Origin of the sequence: Streptomyces sp. DSM 40750 (genome assembly GCF_024612035.1) — a bacterium.
Classification (GTDB): domain Bacteria; phylum Actinomycetota; class Actinomycetes; order Streptomycetales; family Streptomycetaceae; genus Streptomyces.
Window position 1 is genome coordinate 2,629,159 of the sequence record NZ_CP102513.1, and the last position, 26,877, is coordinate 2,656,035.

Annotated in this window: 22 protein-coding genes; 10 read left to right on the plus strand and 12 right to left on the minus strand. The window is 71.1% G+C overall.

Annotated features, from left to right (window positions below; genetic code table 11):
• Positions 1 to 61: 61 nt before the first annotated feature.
• Genes JIX55_RS11740 through JIX55_RS11755 form a run of 4 tightly spaced genes read left to right on the plus strand, consistent with a single transcriptional unit; the run spans position 62 to position 6,567 of the window.
• Positions 62 to 865, plus strand: coding sequence for a glycosyltransferase family 2 protein (locus JIX55_RS11740; RefSeq protein WP_257563242.1), 804 nt, complete (start codon positions 62 to 64; stop codon positions 863 to 865).
• Complete coding sequence (locus JIX55_RS11745) at positions 862 to 1,884, plus strand: glycosyltransferase family 2 protein (protein ID WP_257563243.1); 1,023 nt, start codon at positions 862 to 864, stop codon at positions 1,882 to 1,884. The genes JIX55_RS11740 and JIX55_RS11745 overlap by 4 nt, the downstream gene beginning before the upstream one ends.
• The gene (locus JIX55_RS11750) at positions 1,881 to 2,678 is read left to right on the plus strand and encodes a polysaccharide deacetylase family protein (protein ID WP_257563244.1); all 798 of its coding nucleotides are present in this window, start codon (positions 1,881 to 1,883) and stop codon (positions 2,676 to 2,678) included. Before JIX55_RS11745 ends, JIX55_RS11750 begins: the two co-directional genes overlap by 4 nt.
• Positions 2,671 to 6,567, plus strand: coding sequence for a lipopolysaccharide biosynthesis protein (locus JIX55_RS11755; protein WP_257563245.1), 3,897 nt, complete (start codon positions 2,671 to 2,673; stop codon positions 6,565 to 6,567). Before JIX55_RS11750 ends, JIX55_RS11755 begins: the two co-directional genes overlap by 8 nt.
• An 81-nt stretch (positions 6,568 to 6,648) precedes the next feature.
• Here JIX55_RS11755 and JIX55_RS11760 read toward each other — a convergent pair whose 3' ends face one another.
• Complete coding sequence (locus tag JIX55_RS11760) at positions 6,649 to 8,067, minus strand: GH39 family glycosyl hydrolase (protein WP_257569301.1); 1,419 nt, start codon at positions 8,065 to 8,067, stop codon at positions 6,649 to 6,651.
• Between the two features lie 167 nt (positions 8,068 to 8,234).
• Between JIX55_RS11760 and JIX55_RS11765 the strand changes: the two genes are divergently transcribed.
• On the plus strand, positions 8,235 to 9,329 hold the full coding sequence (locus tag JIX55_RS11765; protein WP_257563246.1) for a DUF5925 domain-containing protein: 1,095 nt from the start codon (positions 8,235 to 8,237) through the stop codon (positions 9,327 to 9,329).
• 15 nt (positions 9,330 to 9,344) lie between these two features.
• Positions 9,345 to 10,115, plus strand: a complete 771-nt coding sequence (locus tag JIX55_RS11770; RefSeq protein WP_257563247.1) for a DUF72 domain-containing protein — start codon at positions 9,345 to 9,347, stop codon at positions 10,113 to 10,115.
• A 181-nt stretch (positions 10,116 to 10,296) separates the two neighbouring features.
• On the opposite strand, the gene JIX55_RS11775 is transcribed toward JIX55_RS11770, so the two are convergent.
• Entirely contained in the window at positions 10,297 to 10,665 is a 369-nt protein-coding gene (locus tag JIX55_RS11775) for a GntR family transcriptional regulator (RefSeq protein WP_257563248.1), read from the minus strand.
• Between the two features lie 71 nt (positions 10,666 to 10,736).
• Here JIX55_RS11775 and JIX55_RS11780 point away from each other — a divergent pair, with 71 nt between their 5' ends.
• Together JIX55_RS11780 and JIX55_RS11785 are read left to right on the plus strand one after the other, a co-directional pair.
• Entirely contained in the window at positions 10,737 to 11,666 is a 930-nt protein-coding gene (locus JIX55_RS11780) for a GNAT family N-acetyltransferase (RefSeq protein ID WP_257563249.1), read from the plus strand.
• Positions 11,647 to 12,150 carry a DUF402 domain-containing protein gene (locus JIX55_RS11785; protein ID WP_257563250.1) on the plus strand — a complete coding sequence of 168 codons (504 nt, stop codon included), beginning with the start codon at positions 11,647 to 11,649 and terminating at the stop codon, positions 12,148 to 12,150. The genes JIX55_RS11780 and JIX55_RS11785 overlap by 20 nt, the downstream gene beginning before the upstream one ends.
• A gap of 49 nt (positions 12,151 to 12,199) precedes the next feature.
• Here the strand turns inward: JIX55_RS11785 and JIX55_RS11790 are convergent, their stop codons facing one another.
• A complete protein-coding gene (locus JIX55_RS11790; protein ID WP_257563251.1) occupies positions 12,200 to 12,859 on the minus strand; it encodes a class I SAM-dependent methyltransferase in 660 nt (219 codons plus the stop codon).
• Positions 12,860 to 12,996: 137 nt separating this feature from the next.
• Here JIX55_RS11790 and JIX55_RS11795 point away from each other — a divergent pair, with 137 nt between their 5' ends.
• Positions 12,997 to 13,131 carry a hypothetical protein gene (locus tag JIX55_RS11795; RefSeq protein WP_086751667.1) on the plus strand — a complete coding sequence of 45 codons (135 nt, stop codon included), beginning with the start codon at positions 12,997 to 12,999 and terminating at the stop codon, positions 13,129 to 13,131.
• Positions 13,132 to 13,195: 64 nt separating this feature from the next.
• On the opposite strand, the gene JIX55_RS11800 is transcribed toward JIX55_RS11795, so the two are convergent.
• The 4 genes from JIX55_RS11800 to JIX55_RS11815 form a co-directional block, all read right to left on the minus strand.
• The gene (locus JIX55_RS11800; RefSeq protein WP_257563252.1) at positions 13,196 to 13,657 is read right to left on the minus strand and encodes a GNAT family N-acetyltransferase; all 462 of its coding nucleotides are present in this window, start codon (positions 13,655 to 13,657) and stop codon (positions 13,196 to 13,198) included.
• A complete protein-coding gene (locus JIX55_RS11805) occupies positions 13,654 to 14,424 on the minus strand; it encodes a dienelactone hydrolase family protein (protein WP_257563253.1) in 771 nt (256 codons plus the stop codon). The genes JIX55_RS11800 and JIX55_RS11805 overlap by 4 nt, the downstream gene beginning before the upstream one ends.
• A 322-nt stretch (positions 14,425 to 14,746) precedes the next feature.
• A complete protein-coding gene (locus JIX55_RS11810) occupies positions 14,747 to 15,619 on the minus strand; it encodes an esterase/lipase family protein (RefSeq protein ID WP_257563254.1) in 873 nt (290 codons plus the stop codon).
• A gap of 173 nt (positions 15,620 to 15,792) precedes the next feature.
• Positions 15,793 to 16,239 carry a MarR family winged helix-turn-helix transcriptional regulator gene (locus JIX55_RS11815; RefSeq protein ID WP_257563255.1) on the minus strand — a complete coding sequence of 149 codons (447 nt, stop codon included), beginning with the start codon at positions 16,237 to 16,239 and terminating at the stop codon, positions 15,793 to 15,795.
• A gap of 119 nt (positions 16,240 to 16,358) precedes the next feature.
• On the opposite strand from JIX55_RS11815, the gene JIX55_RS11820 reads away from it, so the two are divergent.
• On the plus strand, positions 16,359 to 16,733 hold the full coding sequence (locus JIX55_RS11820; RefSeq protein WP_257563256.1) for a cupin domain-containing protein: 375 nt from the start codon (positions 16,359 to 16,361) through the stop codon (positions 16,731 to 16,733).
• Between the two features lie 17 nt (positions 16,734 to 16,750).
• Here JIX55_RS11820 and JIX55_RS11825 read toward each other — a convergent pair whose 3' ends face one another.
• The 5 genes from JIX55_RS11825 to JIX55_RS11845 all read right to left on the minus strand — a co-directional run bounded on the left by JIX55_RS11825 (position 16,751) and on the right by JIX55_RS11845 (position 26,875).
• Positions 16,751 to 17,755: a DNA polymerase Y family protein gene (locus JIX55_RS11825; protein ID WP_257563257.1), complete on the minus strand. Its 1,005-nt coding sequence runs from the start codon at positions 17,753 to 17,755 to the stop codon at positions 16,751 to 16,753.
• A complete protein-coding gene (locus JIX55_RS11830; RefSeq protein WP_257563258.1) occupies positions 17,752 to 21,255 on the minus strand; it encodes a DNA polymerase III subunit alpha in 3,504 nt (1,167 codons plus the stop codon). The genes JIX55_RS11825 and JIX55_RS11830 overlap by 4 nt, the downstream gene beginning before the upstream one ends.
• Before the next feature lie 412 nt (positions 21,256 to 21,667).
• Positions 21,668 to 22,747, minus strand: a complete 1,080-nt coding sequence (locus JIX55_RS11835; RefSeq protein ID WP_257563259.1) for a S1 family peptidase — start codon at positions 22,745 to 22,747, stop codon at positions 21,668 to 21,670.
• A 567-nt stretch (positions 22,748 to 23,314) separates the two neighbouring features.
• Positions 23,315 to 24,217 (minus strand): S1 family peptidase, encoded by a 903-nt coding sequence (locus tag JIX55_RS11840; protein ID WP_257563260.1) that lies wholly within the window; start codon positions 24,215 to 24,217, stop codon positions 23,315 to 23,317.
• Positions 24,218 to 25,090: 873 nt separating this feature from the next.
• A complete protein-coding gene (locus JIX55_RS11845) occupies positions 25,091 to 26,875 on the minus strand; it encodes an FAD/NAD(P)-binding protein (RefSeq protein ID WP_257569302.1) in 1,785 nt (594 codons plus the stop codon).
• Between the last annotated feature and the right edge of the window lie 2 nt (positions 26,876 to 26,877).

Below are 26,877 nucleotides of genomic sequence, written 5' to 3' on the forward strand. Positions count from 1 at the left end.
CCGGACAAAGAGCCGAACCACCCAGGGGCGGGTGGTTCACCGGACGAGAGGGACCAGACTCATGAGCTCAGTTCTGCGCCCGGCCATATCCGAACCCAGCAGGTACCGACCGATCTCCAACCACCTGGCCATCGCGCCGCCGGTGAGTGTGGTGATCCCCGCCATGAACGAGGCGGAGAACCTGCCCTACGTCTTCAAGACGCTGCCCGGCTGGATCCACGAGGTGGTCCTGGTCGACGGCAACTCCACCGACAACACCGTCGAGGTGGCCCGCGAGCTGTGGCCGGACGTCAAGGTCGTCCCGCAGCGCGGGAAGGGCAAGGGGGATGCCCTGATCACCGGCTTCGCCGCGTGCACCGGTGACATCATCGTGATGATCGACGCGGACGGCTCGGCCGACGGCCACGAGATCGTGTCGTACGTCTCCGCCCTCGTCTCGGGCGCGGACTTCGCCAAGGGTTCCCGCTTCGCCAACGGCGGCGGCACCGACGACATGACCCTGATCCGCAAGTTCGGCAACTGGGCCCTGTGCACCACCGTGAACCGCAAGTTCGGCGCCCGCTACACCGACCTGTGCTACGGCTACAACGCGTTCTGGCGGCACTGCCTGGACAAGATCGACCTCGACTGCACCGGCTTCGAGGTGGAGACCCTGATGAACATCCGGGTCGTCAAGGCGGGCCTGAAGGTGCAGGAGATCCCGAGCCACGAGTATCTGCGCATCCACGGCGCGAGCAATCTGCGGGCCGTGCGCGACGGGCTGCGCGTGCTGAAGGTGATCCTGAAGGAGCGCTCCAACCGGCGTGCGCTGCGCCGCCGTTCACACGCGACGATGATCACCGCCGGTCGGGGAGAGTCGTCTTGAACGAGCCGGCCGTCTCGGTCGTGATCTGTGTGTACACCGAGGACCGCTGGGAGGACATCCTCGCGGCGGTCGCCTCGGTGCGCGCACAGTCCCGGCCGGCCCTGGAGACGCTCCTGGTGGTGGACCACAACCAGGCCCTGCTGGAGCGTCTGACCAGTGCGTACAAGGAGATCGACGACGTCCGTGTGCTCACCAACGCGGGCCCCCGCGGGCTGTCCGCGGGCCGCAACACGGGCATTGCCGCCTCGTACGGGGAGATCATCGCGTTCCTCGACGACGACGCCGTCGCCGAGCGCGACTGGCTGGGCTACTTCGTCGAGGGGTACGCCGACCCCCGGGTCATGGCCGTCGGCGGCCGTACGGTGCCCATGTGGGCGTCCGGCCGCCGCCCGGCCTGGTTCCCGGAGGAGTTCGACTGGGTGGTGGGCTGCGCCTACAAGGGCCTGCCAGGCGGTGTCGCCGAGGTCCGCAACGTGCTCGGCGGCAACGCCTCGTTCCGCCGCGGCGCCTTCGACGCGGCCGGCGGCTTCGCCACGGGCATCGGCCGCGACGGGGACAAGCGCCCGCTGGGCTGTGAGGAGACGGAGCTGTGCATCCGTCTCTCCCGGGCCAGACCGGACGCGGTCCTGCTGCTCGACGACCGGGCGGTGATCCACCACCGGGTGCCCGGCGCGCGGGAGCGCTTCGGGTACTTCCGCACGCGTACCTACGCGGAGGGCCTGTCGAAGGCGCTGGTGGCGCGGAGCGTCGGCGCCGCCAAGGGGCTGGAGTCGGAGCGCCGGTACACCACCCGCGTACTGCCCGCCGGGGTGGCGCGCGGGCTGCGCGACGCGCTGCTCGGCCGCAAGGGAGGCGCGGGACGCGCGGGCGCGATCGTCGCGGGGGTGGCCGCGGCGGCCGGCGGGTACGTTGTCGGGAGCGTCCGGGCCCGCAGGGGCGACGTCACGTTCTCGGTCGGCGAACTCGCTCACAGCACCGTCGACACGGCCGGCAAGGGGGGCGAGGGGGGCTCGTCATGACGGAAACAGCCGTACCGATCCTGATGTACCACGCGGTCTCCACCGAGCCGAACGACGCCACCCGGGACCTGTCGGTGACCCCGGAGGCCTTCGCGGAGCAGATGGCGCTCATCGACGACCTGGGTTTCACCCCGGTCGACACGACCGCTCTGGCGGCGAGTTGGCGGTCGGGCCGCCCGCTCCCCGCCCGGCCCGTGCTGGTCACCTTCGACGACGGCTACGAGGGCGTGCACCGCCACGCCCTGCCCGTCCTCGTCAAGCACGGCTTCGCGGCCTCACTGTTCGTCTCCACGGCCTGGATCAAGGGCCCGTACGACAACGGCGGCGCCCTCGACACCATGCTCGACTGGGGCCAGGTGCGCGAACTCGCCGACAGCGGCGTGGAGATCGGCGGGCACAGCCACACGCATCCGCAGCTCGACATGCTGGACGACGACCGGCTCCGGTTCGAGCTGCGGCGCTGCTGGCAGATCGTCGCCGACGAACTGGGCACCCGGCCCGTCTCGTTCGCGTACCCGTACGGCTACTCCAACCGCCGGGTGCGCGTCGCGGTGCGCGAGACGGGGTTCGCCCAGTCGCTGGCGGTCGGCAACGCGCTCGCCCGGCGCCGGCAGGGCCCGTACGCGCTGCGGCGGGTCACCGTGCGCCGCTCCACGGGAGCCGCGGAGTTCGAGCGGCTGATCGAGGGCCGCGCGATCGCCCGCGACTTCGCCCGGGACCGTGCCCTCACCAAGGGGTACGCCATGGTCCGAAGAGCACGACAGGTCCGGAAGGCCATCCGTTCCCGTGTCTGACACGACGACCACCACGGCACAAGAGGCCGAGAGCACCACGACCGAGGACACCGAGCAGCGCTCCGGCTCCGGCCGCAGGCTGCGACTGCCCGGACTGGGCAAGGGGGCGGGGGGCAACCAGCTGTTCCGCAACGCCTACGCCCTGATGCTGAACACCGGCATCTCGGCCGTGCTGGGCCTCGGCTTCTGGCTGGCCGCCGCCCGCTACTACACCGAGGCCTCGGTCGGCCAGGGCTCCGCCGCGATCGCCGCGATGAAGCTCCTGGCGGGGCTCACCGCGCTGACGCTGATGGGCGCGCTGGCCCGGTTCATCCCTGTCGCGGGCCGCGCCACGGGCCGGCTGATCTTCCGTACGTACGCGGGCAGTTCGGTGATCGTGGCGCTCGCGGCGGGCGTGTTCCTGCTGACGCTGGGCCTGTGGGGGTCGTCGTACCGTTTCCTGCACGACCCGGTGAACGCCGTCTTCTTCGTGCTCGCGGTGGTCGCCTGGTCGGTGCTGACGCTCCAGGACGGGGTGCTCACCGGGCTGCGCAGCGCGATGTGGGTGCCGGTCGGCAACACCGTGTTCTCGGCGGTGAAGCTGGTGCTGCTGGTGGCGTTCGCCGCCGCGGTCCCGACCATGGGCGTCTTCGTGTCCTGGGTGGCGGCGATCGCGATGTCCGTGCTGCCGCTGGGCTGGCTGGTGTTCCGGCGGCTGATCCCGAAGCATGTGAACGCCACCGCGGACCACGCGCGTCCGCCCTCGCTGAAGGAGATCGGCCGCTTCCTCGCGGGCGACTACACCGGCTCGCTCTTCTCGCTGGCCGTGGTCTATCTGGTCCCGGTGATCGTCGCCGCCCAGGTCGGCGCCGCCGACAACGCGTACTTCTACATCACCACCACCATCGGCGGCACGGTCAACCTGCTCGCCATCAACATGGGCGCCTCGCTGACCGTGGAGGGCGCGCACGACCCGGCGCGACTGGCCGCCAACACCCGTGCCGCGCTGAAGCGGATGGCCCGGATCATGCTGCCGGTGTGCGCGGGGCTGTTCATCGGGGCGCCCTGGATCCTGGCCGTCTTCGGGCAGGGCTACGCGGACGCGGCGACCCCGCTGCTGCGCTGGTTCGCGGTCGGCGCGGCGCTGCGGGTCGTGATGGAGACGTATTTCGCGGTGCTGCGCGCCCAGAGCCGCACCGCCGGACTCGCCTGGCTTCAGGGGCTGCTGTGCGCCCTGGTCCTCGGCCTGACGCTGGCCCTGCTCCCCCGGATGGGCCTGGCCGGCGCGGGCGTCGCCGAGATCTCCAGCCTCGCGGTGATCGTGCTGATCGCCGCGCCCAGGCTGTACCGGATAGTGCGGAGCGCGCCGCCCGCCGAGGTGCCCGCGGACGCGGCACCGGACGGCGACCTCGCCGACCTGGGCCGGGTGGCCTCCGCCGCGAAGAAGCAGAGCGGCGCCTGGTCCCGGCGGCTCGACGCCGACACCCTCGCCCTCGGCGTCCACCTCGACTTCGACCACCTGGAACGCCGCCCGGACGTCCGCCCCGGCCCCGGCACCCCACCCACCGGAACCGCGTCCGTACGCAAGGACCACCGGCCGACCTGGGCCCAGGACCGGCCGCCCCGCCCGCTCGGGATGTCCCCCTCGCTGGGCCTGCCTGTCGAAGAACGAGAGCCCGGCTCGGAATCGTCCCTGGGCCCGGCTCAGGCCCCGGAGGTGGACGCCCCGTTCGAGGAGTCCGTACGGGAAGCGGCCTTCCTACGGGAAGCCGAGGAACGGGAGCAAGAAGCCGAGGAACCGGTCAAGCCCGTACAGGAGCCGATGAAAGCCCAGGTCCAAGAGGTGCCGTCCGCTCAGGAGGCACCGCGTGTGCCGCTCCGGGAACGGCTGCCGCACCCCACGATCACCGGTGTGGTCCTCGGCTTTCTGCTGCTCTCCGCACTCCTGCTCTACTGGGTGCCGGCGCTGGCGCTGGACGACGCCGACCTGGACGGGATGGGCGGGCTCGGCCTGATCTCCGTGCTGCCCACGCCGACGCTGGTCGGGGCGGCGCTGCTGGCCACGGTGTTCGCCTCGCTGCTCTGGCCGGCCCGCGAGCACCGAGGGATGCTGCTGATCACGCTGCTGGCCACCGTCTTGTCCCTGCACGCGCTGCCCGCCGTGATCGAGGCCGAGCCGCGGTTCGCGACGGCGTGGCAGCACCTGGGCTTCATCGACTACATCGACCGCACCGGCTCGGCCGTCCCCGACCTGGACGCCCGCTGGAGCTGGCCGGGATTCTTCGCGGCGGCCACGTTCGTCGCCGAGGCCTGCGGGGTCAGCGACTTCACCGAGATCATCCGCTGGTGGCCGACGGCCATCCAACTCCTCTATCTGCCCCCGCTGTTCCTCCTTACCCGCCATATGCGAGCGGGCTGGCGCGCCAAGTGGACGGGCGTCTGGATCTTCGTCCTGAGCGGCTGGGTGGGCCAGGACTACTTCTCCCCGCAGGGCTTCACCTACCTCCTCTACCTGGCCTTCGTCGCGATCCTCCTGGTCTGGTTCCGCGCCCCGCACATGCTGTGGGGCAAGGTGCGCCCCGGCGAGGCGGAGGTGGAACCGACCGACCGCCGCCGACGCGCGGTCCTCCTGATGGTCCTGATAGCGCTGTACGCGGCGACGGTCCCCGCCCATCAGCTCACCCCGTTCGTGATGCTGGGCGTCCTCGCGGTCCTCGTCCTGATCGGCCGCTCCGAACTGCGCGGCCTGCCGATCCTGTTCGGCGTCATGGTCGCCGTGTGGGTGGGCTTCCTCGCCGAGCCGTACTGGTCCGGCCACTTCGACGAACTCTTCGGCGGGGTCGGCGGCGTGGGCGGAAACGTCACCTCGTCCGTCTCCGGCCGCATCGGTGAAGGCAGTTCGACCCACAAACTCGTGCTGTACGCCCGTGTCGCCCTGGCCGGCACCGTCATGCTCCTGGCCTGCTACGGCTTCCTGCGCCGCCGCGAGAACAGGTACCGCGAACGCTCGCTGCTCGTCCTGACCTTCGTGCCGTTTCTGGGCTTCGGCATGCAGTCGTACGGCGGTGAGATGGCCCTGCGCGTCTTCATGTTCGCTCTGCCGGGCGCCGCCCTGCTCGCCGGCCTCGCCCTCTTCCCGCGCACCGGCGCCACCGCCGAGGAGCGTGACAAGGACCGGGTGAGCCTCGCTCCGCTGGCCGCCCTCATGGCCGGCCTCGTCCTCATCGGCGGCTTCCTGGTCGCCCGCTGGGGCAACGAGCCCTTCGAGCGCGTCCGCCCGGGCGAGGTCGCCGCCATGGAGTACGTCTACGCCCACGACGACCCGACCGTACGGCTCCTCTGGCTCAGCGACGACCCGGTGAACAGCGTGACGCCCGCGATGCCGTGGGGCGCCCGTGACATGGAGAAGGTCGAGTACGTGCCGACGCTCGCGCCGAGCGACCCGGTACTGGTGTCGGGCCTCGCCAAGGCACTGAAGACCGCCGGCGCCAACTCGTATCTGATCATCAATCGCAGCCAGGTCACCTCGCTCCAGATGGACGCCGGTTACTCCAGGAACTGGGAGTCCCGCCTGATCCAGAACCTCGACAGGCGTGACGACCTCAAGCAGGTCTTCGCCAACGCCGACGCCACGGTCTTCGCCCTCCGCGAGCAGACCGGAAAGGCCCCCGAGCCCGACCCCGGCCCGATCGGCCCCCAGGTCACCTGGACCCCGTGGTCGGTCGTCGGCGGCCTGGCCGCGATCGCCCTGATCGTTCTGCTGAGCGTCCGCGAGGTCGTACGAGTGGCGGTCCGCCCGAGCGTCCGGCAACTCCGCTGGCTCCAGAGCAGCTTCTGGTTCAGCCTGCCACTGCTGGCGCTCCTGCTGGCGTCACTCGTCCAGCGCTTCCTGACGATGGGCGCGCCGTAAGGGCGAAGCCCCAAAGGGGCGCGGGGAACTGCGCGACCAGCCACGGCGGTCCCGCGGTTCCCCACGAACCTCCCGCGGCAGTCACCTCTTGAGCCACTTCACCTCGTACGCACCCATATCGAACTTCTGACCATCGATGTCCGCACTGATCTTGCGATCGAGTGTGTTGACGACGAGCACAGCCTCGTCATCGGCGAGCACCCGAACGTTGGGCTTGTCATCGGCGGCGACGGGCACCGTCTCGTACTTCGTCCCCGGTGGGAACTCCTCGCTGAACCGGGACAGCAGCCCGTACATGGGCAACTCCTGCCCACCGTCGCTCTTGTCGGTCGGAGTCCACAGGCATCCGGGGCACTCCCCGCTCTCTTCCTCCGGATTCCAGTAGAACCCGGAGGTCGCCCCGCCCTTGGCCATCCCGATCAATCCGGAAGCCTGGACGGCGACGCGGCGGTTCTCGGACCAGCCATGGCGGTTGTCGTCACCGTCGGCGGGCTCCACGTAGTACTCGGCCCACCACAGCGGCAGACCGGCGGAGCGTTCACGCACCCACTCGCTCACGGCCGTGAACTTGTCGGTGGCCGCGAACTCGTCGGGAATCAGATCGTCGTCCTTGGAGTAACTGGACCCGTCCACCACCACGAAATCGGCGCCGACCTTGTTCTTGTTCCAGTAGTCGAAGGCGTCGAGGACCCGCTGGTCCATGGCACCCCAGGGGCCCTTCAACGATGTCGAGGCGTCCTGCTTCTGGCGCGGATCGAGGCTGTCCATGACCAGGTAGGGCCCGCCGACCATGATGTCCTTGTCGACCTTCTTCAGGGCCTTGTGGACGAGGTTGTACAGCTCGGTGTACCCCTCGTAGTCCCAGCGGGCCTCGCTGTTGTTCCAGAAGCCCTTGAACTCGTTCCAGACGATGAAGTGCCGTACGTCGGGGTAGCGCTTGGCGACGGTCGCGGCGAGGGCGGCGTAGTCCGCGAAATGCTCGGGCTCGGGCGCGGTCTCCAGCGCGGCCTGGCTCCAGTCGGTGCTGTCGGCGCCGGACTTGCCGCCCTTCATCCAGTCGGGCGCGCAGCACAGGGTGACGACGGGGGTCCCGCCGGTGGCGCGGACGAAGTCGATGCGCCGGTCCATCTCCTCGAAGTCGTAACGCCCCTTGACGGGTTCGGGGTTGCCGGCACCCCAGCCCATGATGTGCTGGATCTGCGGCAGGGGCCGCTCGCCGAGGCGTTTCTCGACGCGCTCGACGGCGGCCTCGCTGCCCTCGTCCGCGCTGAACTGGGTGTGGGTGAAGCCCCAGCCCACGTCGGGTCCGGTGGCCTCGGAGGGAGTGGCTGGTGTGCCGTGCACCTTGTCGCCGTCGGGCGAGGTGCCTGCGGTGCTGCCGCCGTTCCCGGGAAGCGTGTTGAGCAGGGTCACGATCAGGGCGAGAACGGCCGCCCCCACGCCGAGCAGCGCGGTGAGCCGCCACCGCCGGTCCCCCGAATTCCACCCATGACGTCCCATCATGGGCAACAGTAACCGTGCCGGGTGGTGGTAGGGGAGCTTCCGCCGGTGAACTCCTGGGCAATCGGACCAACCGTGTGGGCGGGGAGCGCGGGGTTCGGCGGACACGACCGGCGCACTACGGAAAGCGGATGCAAGGGGAGCCCTCGGTGACGGATCATGGCGGCATGTCTGCCAACCCACACGACGCACTGCCGATCCGGCTCAACGTCGACGACAGCGACTCCCCGTCCGATGTCGTCGACGCGCTGTTCCTCGGCCGTTTCGCGACGGGCGAGCAGCCGTACGCGCACGCGGCGAACATCGACCGGGTACGGTCCGGGGCCACCCTGCTGCCGCCGGGCGCCCGGGTGCTGCGCGCGGCGCGGGACGACGACCGCAGCGCGACCCTCGCCGAGGGCGACGGCTGGACCGTGCTGATCTCCCGCTGGAACCGCGGCGCCGACGTCACGGTCACCGCGACCACCGCCGAGCTGGCGGAGAAGGTGCTCGGCCAGGCCACCGACGGCGCGGCCGACGATCCCGAGCCGCAGCCGGAGAACGTGACGATGGGCTTCTGGTACGTCTCGCCGCGCCGGGGCCCGCACCGTACGACCCGGCAGATCTCGGCGGGCACGTGGGAAGAGGTACGGCCGAACTACACGGCCCCGGTGGCGGACGCGATGGACCGCCTGATGAAGACGACCCCCGAGAACATCGCGGGCCGTCTCCTGCTGCTGCACGGCCCGCCCGGCACGGGCAAGACCTCCGCGCTGCGCACGCTGGCCCGCTCCTGGCGGGACTGGTGCCAGGTGGACTGCGTCCTGGACCCCGAGCGGCTCTTCTCCGACGTCGGCTATCTGATGGACATCGCCATCGGCGAGGACGACTCGACCGGGAAGGGCCGCTGGCGTCTGCTCCTCCTGGAGGACTGCGACGAGCTGATCCGCGGCGAGGCCAAGCACACGGCCGGCCAGGCGCTCTCCCGCCTGCTGAACCTGACGGACGGCCTGCTCGGCCAGGGCCGCAACGTCCTGGTCGGTGTCACCACCAACGAGGACCTGGAGCGCCTCCACCCCGCCGTGGTCCGCCCCGGCCGCTGTCTCGCCCGAATCGAGGTGGGCGCCCTGACCCGCGCGGAGGCGGTGAGCTGGCTGGGCAGGGAGGAGGGTGTCGGTCGCGAGGGCGCGACCCTGGCCGAGCTGTACGCACTGCGTCGCGGCACGTCACCGACGTCCCTGCCGGAGCCGCGGGGCGGAGCGGACGCGGGCCTGTACCTGTAGTGCTTTGATGGCCGTATGACCCTGTTCGTCGGCACATCGGGGTGGCAGTACAAGGACTGGCGGGGCGCCCTCTACCCGGAGGGCTGCCCCACCCGGCTCTGGCTGGAGGAGTACGCGGCCCACTTCGCGACGGTCGAGATCAACAACGCGTTCTACCGCCTGCCGACGCGGGAGAACTTCGAGGCCTGGCGGGAGCGGGTGCCGGGGGACTTCGTGGTCGCGGTGAAGGCGAGCCGGTATCTGACCCACATCAAGCGGCTGCGGGACCCCGAGGAGCCGGTGCACCGCCTGATGAGCCACGCGGAGGGCCTGGGCGACCGCCTGGGCCCGATCCTGCTCCAGCTGCCGCCGACGCTGCGGGCCGACGCGGGGCTCCTGGACACCTGCCTCGGCCGCTTCCCCTCCCGTACCCGGATCGCGGTGGAGCCCCGCCACGACTCCTGGTGGACGCCCGAGGTCCGCGAGGTCCTGGAGTCCCACGGCGCGGCCCTGTGCTGGGCCGACGTCCAGTCCCGCCCCGCGACCCCGCTCTGGCGAACCACCGACTGGGCCTACCTCCGCTTCCACCAGGGCCGAGCCCACCCCTGGCCCCACTACGGCCCCCAAGCCCTGACCACCTGGTCCACCCGCCTCAGCGACACCTGGCCCGCCACCGCCGACATGTACGTCTACTTCAACAACGATCCCCACGCGGCGGCCGTGGAGGACGCGATGACCTTCGCACGGGCGGCGAGAAAGGCGGGCTTGAATCCGACACGAACTCCGGAACGGCTGGCGCGGGCGTAGCGGACTCCTGCCACGCGGACGTAGCGGACTCCTTCCAACGGCTCCCGCTCTCTGCCGCCGAACCCTTCTGCGCCGCGACGGCGCTGAGCTGCGACGGCGCTAAGGCGGGGCGGCGCTGAGCCGGGGCGGCGCGTTTCGGCGGTGGCTGGCTCGGCTCAGCCCTCGTCGGCACTCGCACTCTCTACTCCGCGTACGCCGCCCGCAGGGCATCGCGGGCCGCTGCCAACGCCTCCGCCTCGCTGAGCCCCAGCCGGCGCACCCTCTCGGCGTACGCCCCCGCGGCGACCGCGGCCTCGCGCTCCGCGGCCGAGCCGGCGGCAGCCACGAACGTTCCGTTGCGGCCCCGCGTCTCGATCACCCCGTCCGACTCCAGCGCGCGATACGCCTTGGCGACGGTGTTGGCGGCGAGCCCGAGCCGCTCGGCGAGTCCCCGTACGGTGGGCAGCCGGTACCCCACGGGGAGCGCCCCGGAGCGGGCCTGTTCGGAGATCTGGGCGCGCACCTGCTCGTAGGGCGCGGCCCCCTCCACGATGCGAATCTTCAAGGTCACGGGGCGATTGTCCCGCACCCACCGAAAAATCGGAGGCGACTCCCGGCGCCGCCCGCGTAGCGTGCGCTCGCATGACAGTGATCGTGCGCGACCTCCGCACCGCCGACCCGGCGGACGCCGAGGCCTTCGCCGACGTACGACGGCGGGCGCTGCCCTTCATGGTCAGCACCGCGGAGTCCCTGCTCCACGACGCCACGCACGCGCCGCCCGAGGCCCATCACCAGCGGCTGGTCGCCGAGGCGGACGGCGAGGTGATCGGCACCGCGCAGCTGGACATCGCCCACGACAGCCCCATACCCGGCCAGGGCAACGTCAACGTGTACGTCCACCCGGAGCACCTGCGCCGGGGCGCGGGCGCTCTGCTGGTGCGCACCGCCGAGGAGCGGTTGACGGCGGTGGGGGCGAAACGGCTGCTCTCATGGGTGCTGGACACCGCGGAGAACCGCGCGTTCGCCGAGCGGCGCGGCTACACGGCCAGCCGCTCCGCCCACTTCCTCCGCCTGGACCTGGCCCACGGCGCCCTCCCCCCGCTCGGGGCCCCGCCCGAGGGCGTCGAACTGCGCACGGCCGCCGACTTCGCCGACGACCCGCGCCAGCTGTTCGACCTGGACGCGGAGACGACGGCGGACGAGCCGGGCGACCTCGACGCGGAGCTGAACGACTACGAACTGTGGTTGGAGGAGACCTATCGCCACCCGCTCCTCGACCACGCGCTGAGCACGGTGGTCGTCGTGGACGGCACGCTCGCCGCGTTCACCGCCGTCCGCACGGACGGCCGGGACCGCTACTTCACCGGTATGACGGGCACCGCCCGCGCCTTCCGCGGCCGGGGCCTCGCCAAGCTGGCCAAGAACGACTCCCTGCACCGCGCCCGCGCCGCCGGCTACACGGAGGCGTTCACCGGCAACGACAGCGACAACGGGCCGATGCTCGCGGTCAACAAGTGGTTCGGCTACGAGGTGTGCGCGACGGAGGTGCGGTATGTCCGCGAACTCGGCTGAGGCCATGGAGGAGTTGGACGTCGTCCTGCTCAAGGCGGGCCGCACGAAGATCCGTTACCCCGCGCGGCTGTTGAGCGACGACGGCACCCGGATCGCGGTCCGCGCCTCCTGGGCGAGCGACGGCGTACGGGACTTCGGCTTCGTACGGTTCGGGCCCGGTGATGTCTTCACGGAGTACTACTGGCGCGACCGGTGGTACGCGGTGAAGGAGGTCCGGGACGCGCGGGGCGCGCTGAAGGGCTGGTACTGCGACATCACCCGCCCGGCCACGCTGTCCGGTGGGGAACTCGTCGTGGAGGACCTCGACCTCGACCTGTGGCGCTCCGCGGACGGCACGACCGTACTGCGGCTGGACGAGGACGAGTTCGAGGAGAGCGGGCTCGCGGAGAGCGACCCGGAGGCCGCGGCGGCCGCCGTCGCCGCCCTCGACGAACTCGAGGCGTTCGCCACCGTGGAAGGCGGCCTGGAGTCGCTGCTGGCGTAGACGGTGGTGATGTGGACGGTACTGCTGTGGACGGTGCTGCGGTGGACGGTCAGAGACGGGCCACCACCGCGTACCGCTCGTCCTCGACCTTCTTGCCCCACAGCGGCGAGTCGTCCCCCAGCCACACCACCTCCGCCTCGGACACGAGCGGCGCGACCAGCCCGTACAGCCGCTCGGCGGGTATGCCGACCGGGCTGACCGTGCCCCAGACCCCCTCGACCAGCACGAGGCGGCCCCCGGGCCGGAGCAGTCCGCACCAGCGGCTCAGGGCGCGCCCCGGGTCGGGCAGGGTCCACAGGACGTGGCGCACGAGCATCACGTCGAACCGCTCCTCCCCCACGGGTGGTGCCGCCGCGTCGCCGACGAGGAACACGGCGGGGTGCCCGGCGAGTTTGCCGCGGGCGAGGGCGACCATGGCCGGGGAGGCGTCGACCCCGGTCACCCGGTGCCCCTGCTCGGTCGCGAGGAGTGACAGGCTGCCGGTGCCGCACCCGAGGTCGAGTACGTCGGAGGCGCGGCCCGGCAGCCAGTCGCGCAACCGGGCCGCCCAGGCCTCCCGGACGACGGGATCCCGCAGGCCGTGATCGGGTTCCTCGTCGAAAGCGGCCGCCTCCGCGTCCCAGTCGGGGGTCGCCGCGGGGGCATCTGCCACCGGGTTCTTCCGTGTTTCACGGGCTCGGGAGGTTTCACCGTCGTCGATGTTGGTCATGCCGCCAGAGTGACACCTGCCACTGACAGTCCAGATGGTGACAGCCGCCACTGACAGAGCACGAACGATGAGGAACGCTCCCGGAAAGGGTCTACCTCCGTGAAATCGCGGAACCTGGTAGACGCAAGGAGGCAGCCATGCGCCGTACGACCGTGCAGAAGCCCCTGAGGAAGTCCACGTCCCGCCGTGTGCGGGACGAGGCCGACGAACGCCCCGTAGAGCGCCGGGAAGTGCGAAAGGACATCGCGCGCACCTGGTGGCCGGACGGCTGAGCACCCCCCGGCCCCAGGCCGCCCGACCACGGGAACCGACCGCCGGGTCACCCTGACGAGGACGTCAGGTGAGCCTCTTGCGGTAGTGGATCCGGTCGTAGGGCCCGTCCACGCGACGCTCCACGACCTCGTACCCGAACTTCGGGTAGATCCTCTGGTTCTCCCACATCAGGGCGTTCGTATAAAGCCTGACCTCGGGCAGACCGAGGGCACGCGCGCGCGTGTCCACGAATTCCAGCAGCCGCCGCCCGACGCCCCGCCCATGGGCGTCGGGGTGGACGGCGATGTTGTCGAGGAACAGGTGGTCCTCGTGCGCCTCGACGACCACGAGGCCGATCACCGGGTCCCCGGTCACGAAGACCCGCCCCGCGGCCACGTTCGCCGCGTGGTCCGCCTCCATGGGCTGCGGCACCACACCGATGCGCTCGATGTAGTGGTGGTACGCGGCGTCCGTCACGGCCTTCACGGCGGCCACGTCGGCGGGGTTCGCCACCCTGATGGTCTGCTCGCGCGGCGCCTCCGTCATGAGCGGGGCCGCGTGAGGGTGCGGTCCAGGAGGTCCAGCAAGGCCGTCCAGTGGCGTTCCGTCGCCTCGGCGTCGTAGGCGGCGGTGTCGGCCTGGGTGTAGCCGTGGGACGCGCCCGTGTAGCCCTCGGTGCGGTGGCGGACGCCCGCCTCGGTGAGGGTCTTGTCGAGCAGGTCGATCTGCTCCGGCGGCAGGGACGGATCCTGGTCGGCGTGGCCGAAGTACACCTCGCCGGTGATCCGGGGCACCGCCAGATGCGGGCTGTCCGGGGCGTCGGTCGCCAGGCCCCCGCCGTGGAACCCGGCCGCGGCGGCGACCCGCTCCGGGAAGGCGCCGGCGGTGTGCAGGGCCAGCCGGGCGCCCATGCAGTAGCCCGTGATCCCGACGGGCCCGGCGGCGGCCTGCGGGCTGTCGGCCAGCCACCCCAGATACGCCGCCGCGTCCCGCAGCGCGGGCTCCGGCGTCAGCGCCCGCATGACAGGCATGATCTGCCCCCACAGCTCCGGACGCGCGCCCGGGTCGATGAACTCGGGCAGGTCGAACACCGGGGTCCGTCCCGACCGGTAGAAGACATTGGGTACGAGGACCGTGTACCCGGCACCGGCCAGCCGGTCGGCCATCGCCCTCAGACGCGGTCGCAGCCCGAACGCGTCCATGTAGAACAGGACGGCCGGATGCGGGGCGTCGTCGTCGGGGTGGACCAGGTAGGCGTCGGCGATGCCGTCCTCGGTGGTGATGTCCACGGATGTTCCCCGCACAGCGGTCATGGGCGCTCCTCTGCTTCTCTCCAACCGATCCTCAACCGGTCATCAACTGACGTGAGAAGTCGGATTGTTCCGCGCCCAGGTAAGAACCGGATCACCGACCGTACGGGAACCCGCCTTCCTCAGCCCTCGGTTAGCCCCTCCTTAACGCCACCATAAGGATCTTCCGCGCCCGCCCTCAGCAGGCGATTTCGCGGTTCCTCGGGGCTAGCTTGCTGATCGCCCCCGGCGCCACGACCGGCGGGCCGGCACGGCGCTGACGGCTGCCGGGGCCTGTCGGGCGGCTCAGGCCGGACAGGCCCCGGCAGGCGAGCACATGCACGTGTCAGCCGACGGCCGAGAGACAGGTCGTCGGGGTGGCGTGGGCCGGGTCGAGGGCGTTGGCGACCTCGTGGAAGGCGATGCGGTCGAGGAGTCCGATCGCCGCGTGTTCGGAGAGATCGAGCGCGCAGAGGTCCTGGATGAGGATGTTGCGGACGTTCGGCCCGTTCAGGAACTGGGACCGGTACGGCGTGACCACCTCGTCGTACTTGGTGGCGAGGACCGTGTAGGTGACGCCCGGGACGGTGTCGCCGCCCGCGTTGAGCTTGGTCATGAAGGCGGATCCGGCCACCTGGTCGGCGAGGGCCGGGGTCGCGGTGGACAGCAGGTCACCGGCGCCGGGGAAGTACTCGAGGAGTTCGGTGAGGCCGCCCAGCGTGGTGCCGTGGTTGGAGGGCGCGATGCCGACGAGGGCGTTCACCTTCGCGGCTCCGCCGAGGAACTTGAGGTAGTAGCGGGGCATCATGCCGCCCTGCGAGTGACCGACGAGGTCGGCCTCGGCGGCGCCGGTCGCGGCGAGCACCTTGTCGACGAAGGCGTCGAGTTGCCCCGCCGACTTGTCGACCGGACCGAGCCCGTTGAAGAAGGCGACGCCGGGGAGTTGCCCGTAGTCGAGGGAGTAGACGCAGTAGCCGCGGTTCACCAGGTACGGCGCGAGGCCCAGCCAGTTGTCGACGGAGTTGGCGAGCGTTCCGTGGACGAGGACGACGGGGCGGGGGTGGGCGCTGGAGGGCTTGCAGGAGTAGTCGTTCCAGCCTCTCCCACTCGGAGCGGCGGCTTCGTCGGCCGCCTCGGCGGCGGTGGCGGGGACGACGGTGACTCCGGCGGCGAGGAGCAGGGCGGCCAGCGGTCTGAGCAGTCGTTTCCAGGGCAGCATCGGGTGATCTCCTTGCGGCTCAAGGGACGTGCGACGACGTTCGCCCTGTGATCCGGATCACGAGGATGCTGTTCTTCCTCGCCAAGTTACGGGCGAGTAGAAAAGGTGGGAAGTTGCGCGTCAGTAAAAACTTCAAGTGATGGCCGTGGACACTGACACGTGACGTCGAACCGTCACCAGGCGGGCCGAATGGGGCCGTAGGGAGCGATGCGCAGCAACTGGTCGCGCAACGCCCGCATTTCACCCTCCCCGCCGAGCAGCCGGGCCCATTCCTCGACCGCCTCGGCCGCCGCCTCCTCCGCCGCCCGGGTGCAGGCCCACCCCCGCTCGGTCAGCACGACCAGCCGGGCCCGAGCGTCCTCCGGATGCGGCCGGCGCTCGACATACCCCTTGCGCACGAGCTCGTCGACGAGCTGACTCGCGGCCTGCTTGGTCACCCCGAGATGAACGGCGAGATCGGTGACCGTCGCACCGTCCGGGGCGAGCCGGGTGAACGCGAACCCGTGCACGGGCCGCACCTCGAAGCCACGGGCGACGACACCCTCGTCGATACGCCGCGTCAGATCACCGGCGGCGGCGAGCAGGGCGAAGGTCAGGGTCAGGGCTTCGGAGTTCTGCACGCCTGCATTGAAACACCCTTGACGAATTGGTCAAGCAGCTTGACCATGTGGACATATGGTCAAGCTGCTTGACCATCCACTCTCCACCCATCCACTCCAGAAGCTCCAGGAGGCCACGTATGCCCGTCGTCCGCTCGTCCGAAGCCGTCGTCCACGAGATCCACGGCGCCCGCTTCGTCTCGTACGCCACTCCCCGCACCGGCAGCAAGGAGCTGGCCGCCTGGCGGGGCGAGGTCCCGCCGGGGACCAGGGCGCCCGCGCACACCGTCAGCAAGGAGGAGATCCTTCATCTGCTCAGCGGCGAGCTGCTGGTCACGCTCGACGGGCGTACCGACCGCGTCGCCGCAGGCGACACTCTGATCATCAATGCGGGCGCGACCCTCGCCGTCGAGAACCCGACGACGGAGACCGCCGTCACCTGGGTCACCACCTCCCTCGGCCTGGAGGCGGAGCTGGCCGACGGCACGCAGATCGTGCCCCCGTGGGCCAACTGACCTCCACACGAGGAGAGTTACGCGGCCAGCGTCCCCGGCATCACCGCATGCGGGCCGAACTTCGCGCGGGCCCGGTCGGCGACCTCCTCGATGCGGCGGGCCTTCTCGTCGGCGGGGTCGAAGGTGAGCTGGTGGGAGGCCTGTTCGGCGGGGGCGAGGTCCTCGGCGCGCAGGGCGATCGCGCGGACGCGGGCGCGCTGGAGTCCGAGGGAGTCGTACATGCCGTAGGCCACCGAGGTCAGCGCCGGCGAGTGGGCGGTCGGTTCCTTGAGGGTGCGGGTGCGGGTCGTCGAGATGGGGGTCCCCCCGCTCGAGCCTGTTCGAGAGTGGGGGAGGTCGGCGTAGCGGACGGTGAGGGTCAGGGTGCCGCAGACCTTCTCCAGGGCGCGCAGCCGGGAGCCCAGTTCCTCGGTGGCGGCGAGCAGGGCGCGGCGATGCCGGTCCGGGTTCAACTCGTCGTAGGGGAACGCCTGTTCGGTGGCGAGGGAGCGCGCGACGGCGTTCGGGACCACCCGGCCGCGGTCGACACCGTTCGCCTTCTCGTGCAGTTCCCGGCCGGTCCTCGCGCCGACCAGGCGCTGGAGCGTGGACAGGGGCGCGCCGGCGACCCCGCCGAGGGTGTCGAGGCCGTACTCGCAGAGCGTGCGGGCGGTCGCTGTGCCGACGCCGGGCAGCGCGCGGACGGGCAGTTCGGCGAGGAAGTCCACGACGAGGTCCTCGGGGACCGCGCACGGCGACCCGGGCGCCGCCGCCCCCAGCGCCAGCCGCGCCAGCAGCGGTCCGGGCCCGGCACCGATCACACAGTCGATGCCGTACAGCGCGAGGGCGCGGACCCGGATCAGCCGGGCCAGCTCCTCGGCGTCCCGGCCGAAGTACCGTTCGGCGCCCCGCAGATCGGCCAGTGCCCCGTCGGGCGGCAGCGCCTCCACGACCGGGGTGACGTCCTCGATCAGGCCCAACAGCCCGGGCAGGGCCGCCTCGCACCCCGGCGGCAGCTGGAAACGTACGCAGAGGATGGTCATCCCGCACTCCCTGGACTCTGGTGCCACAACTTCCGTATCTGAGAAGGACCTTGTGAGGGCTCTTCGCCCGCGGGCCGCAGATCGGCCCACGGATGCATCTCGTAGCCGGTGGGCATGCGGATACGGCGGTCGGTGCCACCGTTCGCCGGGGCACCCCCGGCGTCCACGGGCTCCGCCAGCCGTGGCGCCACCGCGTCGAGGCCGCCCTCGCGCCGCAGCTCCACCAGCTCGGCGAGGTTCCAGGCGGCCGCGCCCACCACGCTGAGGCTGCGCGGGCCGCGCCGCTGCACCACCCCGCGCACCAGCAGCAGCCAGGAGTGGAAGACGGTGTGGGCGCAGGCGTCGTGGGAGTCGTCGAAGAAGGCGAGGTCGACCAGGCCGGTGCCGTCGTCGAGGGTGGTGAAGATGACCCGCTTGCCGGAGCGGATCGGCGGGGTCTGGGTCGCCACCTTGGCGCCCGCGACCAGCACCGTCTCCCCGTGCCGCGCCTCGCGCAGCCGCCGCGCCGACACCGCGCCCAGCTCGTCGAGGAACTCGCGGTGGTCGTCCATCAGATTGCGCGAGACGTCCATCGAGAGCACACCCAGTTCGGCGCTGAGCCGTTCGGCGGAGGACAGGTCCGGCAGACCGGCCGACGCGGTCCTCCGCCCACCCGCCAAAGGCAGCTGGCCACCGCCCGCACCCCGGCTGCCCCGGTGCAGCTCCGTCAAGTGCAGTTGCAGATCACGCCGGTTGGCCCCGAAGGCATCCAACGCGCCGACCTGCGCCAGCCGCCCGGCGAGCGGTCGGCTCGGGCGCGCCCGCTCCCAGAAGTCCAGCAGCGAGGCGTACGGCTGCCCGTCCGCGATCCGCGCCGCCTCGGCCTCGCTGATGCCGTGCACATCGGAGAGAGCGAGCCGGACGCCCCACACCTTCACCTCTCCCGACCCCCTTGATTCAGACACCAGTTCGATACGGTGGGCGACCGCCGACCGGTTCACGTCCAACGGCAGGATCGGCACCCCCCGCCGCCGCGCGTCCGCCAGCAGCAGCCGCTTCGGGTACATCCCGGGATCGTGCGTGAGCAACCCGGCGTAGAACGCCGCCGGATGGTGTGCCTTCAGCCACGCCGACTGGTACGTCGGCACCGCGAAGGCCACCGCGTGCGCCTTGCAGAAGCCGTACGACCCGAAGGCCTCGACGATCTCCCAGGTCCGCGCGATCGTCTCGGCGTCGTACCCCTTCGCGGCCGCGTGCTGCGCGAACCAGACCCTGATCCGCCCCTGCGACTCGGGGTCGGAGAGTCCGCGCCGCACCCGGTCGGCCTCGTCCCGGCCGCAGCCGGTCATGAGATGCACGATGTCGATGATCTGCTCGTGGAAGACGACCACGCCGTACGTCTCCCGCAGCGGCTCCGCCAGATCGTCGTGCGGGTAGCGGACCGGCGCCCGCCCGTGCCGGGCCGCGATGAACGGCCGCACCATGTCGGCGGCGACCGGCCCCGGCCGGAACAGCGAGATGTCGACCACCAGGTCGTGGAAGGTGGCCGGCTGGAGCCGCCCCACCAGGTCCCGCTGGCCCGGCGACTCGATCTGGAAGCAGCCCAACGTCTCGGTGGAACGGATGAGTCGGTACGTCGCCGGGTCGCCCGCGCCCCGCTCGAAGTCGAGCGCGTCCAGGTCGACCCGCTCCCCCGTCGCCCGCGCCACCTCCGCCACCGCGTGCGCCATCGCCGACTGCATCCGCACGCCCAGCACATCGAGCTTGAGCAGCCCGAGGTCCTCGACGTCGTCCTTGTCGAACTGGGACATGGGGAACCCCTCGCCGCTGGTCGGCATCACCGGCGTACGGGCGAGGAGGGAGGCGTCGGAGAGGAGCACCCCGCACGGGTGCATGGCGACTCCGCGCGGGAGGGCGTCGAGGGATTCGACCAGCTCCCACAGACGGCCGTACTTCATCCCTTCCCGCTGAAGCTCCCTGGCCAGCTTCCTGAGTTCGGGCAGCTCTTCGAGCGCGGCCCGCGCGTCCCGCGCCCGGATGTGCGGGAAGGACTTGGCGATCCGGTCGATGTCGGCGGGGTCCAGGGAGAGGGCCGCGCCCACGTCGCGGACGGCGTGGCGGACGCGGTACGTCTCCGGCATCGCGACGGTCGCGACCCGCTCGGTGCCGAAGCGGTCGATGATCGCACGGTAGACCTCGAGCCGGCGTGCGGACTCCACGTCGATGTCGATGTCGGGCAGCACGACCCGCCGCTTGGAGAGGAACCGCTCCATCAGCAGGCCGTGTTCGACGGGGTCGGCGTGGGCGATACCGAGGAGGTGGTTGACGAGGGAGCCGGCGCCGGAGCCACGCGCGGCGACCCTGATCCCCATCTCCCGTACGTCGTCGACTACTTGAGCGACCGTCAGGAAGTAGGAGGCGAAGCCGTGGTAGGCGATGACGTCCAGCTCCTGGTGCATCCGGTCCCAGTACGCCCGCCGGGTGTCGTAGCCGTGCCGCACCATCCCCGCCGCCGCCCGTGAGGCCAGCGCCCGCTGGGCGGTGCGGCGGCCCGCGCCGACGAGGTGCGGCTCGGGGAAGTGGACGGTGCCGAGGCCGAGGTCGTCCTCCGGGTCGACCAGGCACTCGGCGGCCGTGGCCCGGGTCTGCTCCAGCAGGCGGTACGCGGTGTCGCGGCGGTAGCCGGCGGCCTCGACGACCCGCTCGGCCACAGCCAGCATGGCGTCCGCGCCCTTGAGCCAGGCCTCCCCGGAGTCCAGCTCGCCCCGGGGGTCGACGGGGACGAGCCGCCGGGCCGCGTCCAGGACATCGGCGACCGGGCCCATGCCGGGGTCGGCGTACCGGACGGCGTTGCTGAGCACCGGACGGATCCGCTGTTCGGCGGCGAAGCCGACGGTACGGGCGGCCAGCCGCAGCGAACCGGGGCCGGTGCCCTCGCGGCCGTGCCACACCGCTTCGAGGCGCAGGGCGTCGCCGTACACCTCCCGCCAGGGCACGAGGAGCTTCGCGGCGCGGTCGGGGCGCCCGGCCGCCAGCGCACGCCCCACGTCGGAGGCGGGGCCGAGGAGCACGGTCAGGCCCTCGGCGGCACACTCCGACCAGGGCAGCAGCGGCGGGCTCTCACTTCTGCCCCCGCCCTCACCCGCGCCCACATGCGCCGCCGAAACGATTCTGCACAGTTCGGCCCACCCCTGGGCGCCGTCCCGGGCGAGGAACGCCACCCGAGGAGTCGACTCATCGATGAAGGCACCGCCACGTACGGGGGTCCGGCGCCGCGCCTGCCGTCCGACCGCTTCCTCGGCGGCCGGCGCCACCGCCAGCTCCACCCCGAACAACGGGCGGATCCCCGCCTTCGCACAGGCCTTGGCGAAGCGGACGGAGCCCGCGAGGGTGTCCCGGTCGGTGAGCGCGAGGGCGTCCATGCCCCGTTCGGAGGCGCGCTCGGCCAGCCGCTCCGGGTGCGAGGCGCCGTAGCGCAGGGAGAACCCGGAGGCGGTGCGCAGATGCGCGAATCCCGACACACGCACCTCCCGCACTCGATCACTCGAACATCAGTTCACAACCTTCCCGCCTCCACCATAGACCACTTTTCGAACCTGTGTACGACAACCATTCGGCCCCATCCCACCTGCGCAAACACCACCCGCCCCGACCGCGAGGACATGACACAGACGGCCGGCGCCCCACCCCCAGATCCTTCCTCGAAGAGTTCAAAGGACGGGGTCACCCCTGGGGAGCAGCAGGGGCCGCCATCACCGTGGTGATGGCGGCCCTGAAGAAGAAACCGAGGCGCCGGCCTTCGAAGCGTGAGCCTCGACGTTCGAAGCGTGAGCCTCGGCCTTCCGAAGCGTGAGCCTCGGCCTTCCGGCACTTCGACCTTGCGGCCTCCGAGCTTCCGGCCCCTCGGCTCTTCCGCTTACTGGCTACTCGGCCTCAGCCGATCTGTGTACCGGTCGCCGACAGCGCCTCGGTGACGGGCTGGAAGAAGGTCTCGCCGCCCGAAGCGCAGTCGCCGCTGCCGCCGGAGGTGAGACCGATGGCCTTGTCGCCCGAGAAGAGCGAGCCGCCGCTGTCGCCGGGCTCGGCGCAGACGTCGGTCTGGATGAGTCCGTTCACGATGTCGCCGCTGCCGTAGTTCACGGTGGCGTCGAGGCCGGTGACCGTGCCGCTGTGGACCTGGGTGGTCGAGCCGCTGCGGGTGACCTTCATGCCGACGGTCGCCTCGGCGGCCCCGCTGATGGCCTGGGTGGAGCCGTCGTAGAGGTTGACCTCGCTGGGGTGGTCGACGTCCGCGGTGTACTTGACCAGACCGTAGTCGTCGTCCGGGAAGCTGGAGACCTCGTTCTCGCCGATGACCTGGCCGCCGGCCGACCACGTGGAGATGCCCTCGGTGCAGTGACCGGCCGTCAGGAAGAACGGCTCGCCGCCCTTGACCACGTTGAAGCCGAGGGAGCAGCGGCCGCTGCCGCCGGTGATGGCGTCGCCGCCCGCGACGAAGGGCTTGAACTCTCCCTTGGTGCGCTTGAGTTCGGCCTTGGCGCCGAGACCGTCCACGACCTTCGTCAGCTTGGCCAGCTCGGCCTCGGAGACGGTGCGGTCCGCGGTGACGACGACCTTGTTGGTGGTCGGGTCGGTGGCCCAGGAGGTGCCGGGGATGGTGGCGTCCTCCTTGAGGGTCGTCCGGGCGCCCTTCAGTTCGGCGAGGGAGTTCTCGACGATGCGGGCCTTGGCGCCGGCCGCCTCGACGGTCTCGGCGGCGGCCTCGTCGAGCACGTTCACGACGAGGAGCTTGCTCTTCGCGTCGTAGTACGTTCCCGCCGTGTCGGCCCCCAGGTCCGCGCCGAGGGTCTGGGCGAGCTTTCCGGCCGCCGCGATGGAGAGCGCTTTCGGCTCGGGGGTCGGCGCGGTTTCACTCGCGTTCGCAGTCTGGAAGGTCACTCCCGCGGCGACCAGTGCGGCGATGCCCGCACCCGTCACGACGGCACGGCGCCTGGGTATGCGTCGGTGCTTCAACTTACGTCCTCCTGTGGGGGGTTGGCCGGAGAGGGTTGTGGGGACCCCCTTCGACCGGAAGGCGTGCGGACAAAGAGGCGGCGGACAATAAAAAATGCCGCGTCCATGCCAACTGTGCGGCGCCAACTATTCCTAGGCGCACAGGGGGCACACAAGGTCGACTTCAGGCCGAGCACGCAACCCGGGCGCACGCCCCCTATGTGATTACCGTCCGGTAACGCCCCACCTCGCGGTCACGGGAATTCGCACTGCAAACACAGGAAGCAACGACCCCCTACACATCAGGTGAGGTCTAGTCCTGTCCGAAACTTGCCCCATCGGGGTCCGAATGCAAGCGGAGCTCATGGGAGGGGAGTTGCTCCTGCATCGGTTGCCGATCGACGGTGGACGGCTGTGCGGCATCCACGGGCGGCACCAGAGGGCGGCAGCTGCACCCTCTGCCCGACAACTTGCCCGACACTCAAACGAGGGCGAGCCCCCGCACATCAGTGCGGGGGCTCGCCTGCTGCTGGCCGCAGCCGGGATGGGCGTCGATGCCGGGGGGAAGGGCGCCGGCGCCCGGTCGGCCTAGAAGACGCTGACGCCGTACGCGCTCAGGGCCTCGGTGACCGGCTGGAAGAAGGTCGTGCCACCGGAGGTGCAGTTGCCGCTACCGCCGGAGGTGAGACCGTACGCCACACCGTTGCTGCCGTAGAGCGGGCCGCCGGAGTCGCCGGGCTCGGCGCAGACCGTGGTCTGGATCATGCCGTAGACGACGTCGCCGCCCCCGTAGTTCACGGTCGCGTTGAGGGCGGTCACGCGCCCGGTGCGGGTACCGGTGGTGGAGCCGGTACGGATGACGTTGGTGCCCACGCTCGGGGTGGCCGCGCTGGTGATGTCCACGCTGCCCGCGGTGCCGTCCTTGGCGATGGACGTGTTGCTGTAGCGCACGATGCCGTAGTCGTTGGTCGGGAAGCTCGACCCGGTGGTCGGGCCGAGGACCGTGGTACGGCCGGAGTTGGAGTACCAGGTGCCCGCGCCGTCGGTGCAGTGACCGGCGGTCAGGAAGTAGTAGGTGCTCCCACTGCGGACGTTGAAGCCGAGGGAGCAGCGCCAGCTACTCGCATAGATGGCGTCGCCACCCTTGATCAACTTGTTGAACTTGCCCGGGGTCCGCTTGATCGTCAGGGCGCCGGCGTTCTCGCCCGCCGCCTCCTTGATCTCCGCGAGCTCCGCCTTGGAGACGGTGCTGTCGATCGTGACGACGACCTTGTCCGTCGCCGGGTCGATCGCCCAGGCGGTGCCCGGGATGTCGGCCTTGAGCACCGAGGAGCTGGCGCTCTTCAGTTCGGAGGCGCTGAACGTCTGGGTGCCTGCCGCGTTGGCGCTGGGGACGGTGACGGCGGCCGCGGCCACGAGTCCGGTGGTCACGGCGATCAGCCGGGTCCGTCTCGCTGTGCCGCTGCGGGGGGTGGTGCGCTTGATCCTCACTGTTCGTTCCCTCCAAAGGGAAGTCGGGGGCCCGCGTGGGGTCGGGGCCCGTGAGGCGCAGATCAGGGACATCGGTCCGGATTCCGAACACGCCGTGCCCCTGACAAGGCGCTGGGGGGAAGTATTCGGCCGCACCGCCGACCCACGCAAGAGTGCCTTTCGGCCTCTCGGAATCCAACCGGCGCGCCCTCCACGACAGTTGATCTCACCAGGCCATATGTGCGGGTTCTGTGTGAATGCCGAGCGCCTCCCGGAGGAACCTGCCAACGGGTCATCGGAGCAGGCCACAAGAGCCGGGGAGCGCCGAGCACCATCATCGTCGGCCGCAACTGCGAACACCGCCCGAGGCAGCCGGTCGGAGTACCTCGGCCCACCACTCGGAGGTGTCCGGAAGTCATGTGTTGAGCTGTTCAGGTGTTCAGCCCCGCCACACGGTTTCAGGCAGTCCGAGGTGCGAGCGCGGCGTGCCGCCCCGGTACTCCATGCGGAAGACGCCCGCCCCCGGAGCAGCGCCACCACCCGTTCCCCGAACTCGTCGAGCGTCACGAAGTCCAACCCGCCCCGCTCGGCAAGCCTCCCCAACTCGACCGACGCCCCCGCGTCATACACCGCCCGCTGATCAATAGCCGCGGCCAGATGCAACCGCCCCCGACCGTACGACGACCCCATACCGACCACCCTCTCTGCTTGAACCGAGCCCCCAGGGACGCTTCTCCTCACACCGACGCGAGCCGCTCCCCGGTTCCCTGTCTCCACCACAACGGCGATCCACCACAACGGCGATCGGCCACAACGGCGATCGGCCACAACGGCGATCGGCCACAACGGCGGTGACCGGCGGCTGCCGACGGCCGCGCCCCCGTCGGCCACCCCTCACGCGGCGACGCCGCACCCCAGATCGCGCAGAAACGTGAGTACGGCCCGGGCGGTGGCGTCGTTCTGGCGGAAGGCCGGCCCACCCGTGCGCGGCCGGGTGAACGCGCCCGGTGTACGGCCGGCCGTGTACGGCCCGAGCGCGAAGCGCCGAGGGTGGGGGCGCCCGGACCGATCCAGCACGCGCCCGTCCGCGGCGTCGACCGCGACCAGCCCCTCCGCCGTCTCGACGACACCCCCGTCGTCGAACAGCTCGCGCAGCAACGCATCCCGGACCCGCGCGACCGTCGGCTCCGGCAACCGCGCCTCGACCAGCGCCCTCGCCTCGACCGATCCCCCGGGCACGGTGACACTGGACGCCCGGAACACCCCGCCCTCCGCGGCTACGGCCATGTCCGCGCCGACAAAGTTCAGGACGCCGGCCCGCGACAGCGCGAGCATCTGCCGCAGCCTGGGGCCGGGCGGCCCCGAGGCGAGACAGCTGAAGAATCCGTGCCACCAGGACCCGACGTCACCGAGCCGAATCAGCTGCCCGTAGACGGACAACAGCCCGAAGAAGACCGCCAAGTCACCGCTGTGGGCCGGGTCATGGCGGCGCGTCAGGTCAGCCTCGACATGGCCTCGCAGACCGACCTGGAACTCTTCGTACGACCCGTACCGCACCCCCTCCAACGGACGGTCCAGCGCGGCGAGGTCCAGCCGGTCGGCCGCGTCCGGCACCGCCGACGCCACCAGCACCGCCCGCTCCCCCGCGTCCGCCGAGGCCGCGTACTTCTCCTCGAAGGCCGCCCAGGCCATGGCGGTCCGCTCGGCGTGAGCCGTGAACAGCCGGTGGTAGTGCGCGAACCCCAACTCCTTCTCCACCAGCGGCCACACATCCCGCCGGAAGTCGAACCCTCCCGTCCGTGCCAGGAGTTCGTCGACCTCGGCCGGCCCGAAGAACCTCGGCAGCGGCGGCCGTTCACCCTCCAGGTCGTACCCGATCTTCGAGTGGTACGGCACCCCGCGCCGCGACCCGACATACAGCACGGGCTCCCGCCCGGACGGGTGATACGTCAACTCGCCGCCGTCCGGATCACCCTCGTACCGCCCACCGCGCCCCTCCGTCAGCAGCACCATGAGGTCGACGAAGGCGAGCCCGAAACCCCGGACGAGCACGGGTTCACCGGGCGCGAGCCGGGACAGGTCGCTGTCGGCGGTGAAGTCCGGCGGCAGATGAACGAGCCCGTGGGTACGGGCGTACTTCGCCAATCCCCTCTGGCCGTCGTCGAGTTCGGCGTCCAGATGGCCGAGCGCGAGCACGACCAGGTCCGCGAGGAGCGGACGCGGTCGCCCCTCCAGCCACACCTGTTGACGCCCCTCGCGCGGCCCGCTGACCCGCAGCGCGCGCCGCGGGTGATGGTGGACGGTGACCCCTTCGGGCAGCGCGGCCACAGCGCCCTCGTGCACCCAGCGCAGATACGCGCCCTGGATCCGCCGGTCCGGGAAGAACCGCCCGTCGAGCCCGGCCCACTCGTGCAGGGTGGGCCCCTCCCGTACGGGACCGTCCATGCGTACGGTCTCGTCGGTGAACATGGTGACGTCCTCGGCCTGCGAGTTCATCCACAGCAGCGGCGACTGGTCCGCCCGCCAGATACGCCCGGCACCCGGCGGATACGGATCGACAAGATGAATGTCGAAGCCCGCTCCCGCGAACCCGGGCCCGGCCCCGGCGTACAACTCACCTGCATTGGCGGCGATCCGCTCGATCAACCCGGTACCGCGCGGCCCGGCCCCCACGATCACCA

Coding starts and splice junctions, on each gene's coding strand:
- JIX55_RS11740 (WP_257563242.1), top strand. CDS start 62: ATGAGCTCAGTTCTGCGCCCGGCCATATCCGAACCCAGCAGGTACCGA.
- JIX55_RS11750 (WP_257563244.1), top strand. CDS start 1,881: ATGACGGAAACAGCCGTACCGATCCTGATGTACCACGCGGTCTCCACC.
- JIX55_RS11760 (WP_257569301.1), bottom strand. CDS start 8,067: ATGGGACGTCATGGGTGGAATTCGGGGGACCGGCGGTGGCGGCTCACC.
- JIX55_RS11765 (WP_257563246.1), top strand. CDS start 8,235: ATGTCTGCCAACCCACACGACGCACTGCCGATCCGGCTCAACGTCGAC.
- JIX55_RS11770 (WP_257563247.1), top strand. CDS start 9,345: ATGACCCTGTTCGTCGGCACATCGGGGTGGCAGTACAAGGACTGGCGG.
- JIX55_RS11780 (WP_257563249.1), top strand. CDS start 10,737: ATGACAGTGATCGTGCGCGACCTCCGCACCGCCGACCCGGCGGACGCC.
- JIX55_RS11785 (WP_257563250.1), top strand. CDS start 11,647: ATGTCCGCGAACTCGGCTGAGGCCATGGAGGAGTTGGACGTCGTCCTG.
- JIX55_RS11790 (WP_257563251.1), bottom strand. CDS start 12,859: ATGACCAACATCGACGACGGTGAAACCTCCCGAGCCCGTGAAACACGG.
- JIX55_RS11795 (WP_086751667.1), top strand. CDS start 12,997: ATGCGCCGTACGACCGTGCAGAAGCCCCTGAGGAAGTCCACGTCCCGC.
- JIX55_RS11800 (WP_257563252.1), bottom strand. CDS start 13,657: ATGACGGAGGCGCCGCGCGAGCAGACCATCAGGGTGGCGAACCCCGCC.
- JIX55_RS11805 (WP_257563253.1), bottom strand. CDS start 14,424: ATGACCGCTGTGCGGGGAACATCCGTGGACATCACCACCGAGGACGGC.
- JIX55_RS11810 (WP_257563254.1), bottom strand. CDS start 15,619: ATGCTGCCCTGGAAACGACTGCTCAGACCGCTGGCCGCCCTGCTCCTC.
- JIX55_RS11820 (WP_257563256.1), top strand. CDS start 16,359: ATGCCCGTCGTCCGCTCGTCCGAAGCCGTCGTCCACGAGATCCACGGC.
- JIX55_RS11825 (WP_257563257.1), bottom strand. CDS start 17,755: ATGACCATCCTCTGCGTACGTTTCCAGCTGCCGCCGGGGTGCGAGGCG.